Origin of the sequence: Limosilactobacillus reuteri subsp. porcinus (genome assembly GCF_036621895.1) — a bacterium.
GTDB classification, from domain to species: Bacteria; Bacillota; Bacilli; order Lactobacillales; family Lactobacillaceae; genus Limosilactobacillus; species Limosilactobacillus reuteri_J.
Window position 1 is genome coordinate 14,775 of sequence record NZ_LN887325.1, and the last position, 1,878, is coordinate 16,652.

General features: G+C 39.6%; 3 protein-coding genes. All 3 read right to left on the reverse strand.

Translation table 11 applies throughout. From position 1 onward, the window contains the following. On the reverse strand, nt 1–366 hold a 366-nt coding region (locus AACL61_RS01195; protein ID WP_339110862.1), incomplete at its 3' end, for a non-canonical purine NTP pyrophosphatase. Then, the gene (locus tag AACL61_RS01200; RefSeq protein WP_339110863.1) at nt 356–1,615 is read right to left on the reverse strand and encodes a bifunctional folylpolyglutamate synthase/dihydrofolate synthase; all 1,260 of its coding nucleotides are present in this window, start codon (nt 1,613–1,615) and stop codon (nt 356–358) included. The genes AACL61_RS01200 and AACL61_RS01195, both read right to left, overlap by 11 nt. Beyond that, nucleotides 1,602–1,878 (reverse strand): GTP cyclohydrolase I (locus tag AACL61_RS01205; protein ID WP_339110864.1); only part of this gene is annotated, 277 nt, incomplete at its 5' end. The genes AACL61_RS01205 and AACL61_RS01200, both read right to left, overlap by 14 nt.

Consider the following 1,878-nt stretch of genomic DNA (forward strand, 5'->3'; position numbering starts at 1 on the left):
GGCAATTGTTGTTTTCATTATAAATTGTCGGGATTTACCATCAACCAAATGGATCAAGTAATTATTCAAATCACCATTAGGAACTTCTTGCGCCAATTCTCGCGCTGTCTCCACCCCGTACCTTCCAGGAAAAGCCGGGAGTTCTAAGCCAGAATCATCAGCGATTATTTTTGCTGCTGGTAGCTTTTGACTGATAAAGAGAGCCTTTGCCTTTTCTTCGTAGCTCACTGTTGATTCAGGAGGAAAAGCTTGTTGCGGCAACTTTTTTCGATACCCCTCACCATGTTGGCGGTAAAAATTTAGAATGGTTTCAATTTCTTTAATTTTATGAATATTATGGGTTGCAATAATAAAATTATTTTTCATCTAAACTGGCCTCGATATCTTTAATCGTATAAAAAGAACCCGTTACAATAATTAAATCATTCGGCTCCGCAATCTTTTTTGCCACCACTAACCCTTTTCGGGGATTATCGGCAATAATCGCTTGAGGCAGAGCTGATTTCAACTCACTTACATCAAGGGCGCGAGTTGGATGGTCAGGAGTAGTAATTATTATCTTATCTGCCATTTGCTGATAAATTTTAACCATCTGACTAATATTTTTATCAGCAAGAAAACCAAGAACCATAATTACTTTATTACGGGGAAACTTAGAGATAGTTTCGGTAAGTTGTTTGGCTGCATCTGGATTATGAGCCCCGTCCAAAATAATAGAAGGATGATCAGCGATTTTCTGCATTCGACCAGCAATCTTCACTGTCGCAAGCGTTGATATTAAAGGCTGCCAAGAAGTAACAAGTCTTCGTTGAAAAAGAAAATTAAATACACTGACAACGGTGCCCAAATTTTCACTTTGAAATGTCCCTAATAAATTAAAAGGAACTTTATAAATTTTATGATTAACTTTCAGGATTGCCTTTCCATCAACAATTGACTGGGTATCTGCTTGCGTTAATCCCACTCTTTGCTGATGAGCCTTTGCCTTAATAATTGTGAGAGTGTCTTTTTCTTGGTGCGGCGCTAAAAACACTTGCTTAGTCCCATTCTTGATAATCCCTGCTTTAGCTTGGGCAATTTGGGTAATCGTTGGGCCTAAGATCCGCGTATGGTCAAGGGCAACATGTGTTATCACACTAATAAAAGGCGCATTGATAATATTGGTTGCATCATCTTGACCGCCTAAACCGCATTCAATGACTGCCCAATCCACTTTTTGATCTGCAAAATATTGCAGCATTATTAAGGTCCACCACTCAAAAATGGTAATATCATCAGGCGAAAGATCAATTGGTAAGCGTTCGGTGATCTTTTGGTAAGTCATCGCAAAATCTTTTTCACTAATCAAATGGTCATTAACCTTAATTTGCTCCCGATCATCTACCAAAGCAGGACTGCTAAAATAACCGACCTGATATCCAGCATTTTGCAAACCCTGTTCTAACATTGTCCCAGTCGAGCCTTTTCCGTTTGTCCCCGCAATATGGATAATCTTAAATCGCTGGTCAGGATTTTTTAAACGAGTAAGAATTCGTCGTAAAAATTTTACCCGATCCTGTTGTCCTCCCAACATTTGGCGGTTAAAGCCCGCGTTAATTTGTTCATAGGTCTGCACGATAATTCCTCGTTTGATTTAGAAATTCTTGTTTCAAATCACTGTCAGTCTTAAATTGACCTGTAAACTTATCAGTATACGTAAATTGACCGGCCTTATTAACACCTCGCATTTCCATACAAAGGTGGCGGGCCGCAATGGTTACTGCAATCCCGGCTGGATCAAGGATTCGTTGCAACTCGGCTACTAAATCTGTTGTAACGCGTTCTTGCATCCCCGGTTTTTTCGTTACAAAATCTAACAACCGGGGGATCTTACTTAGG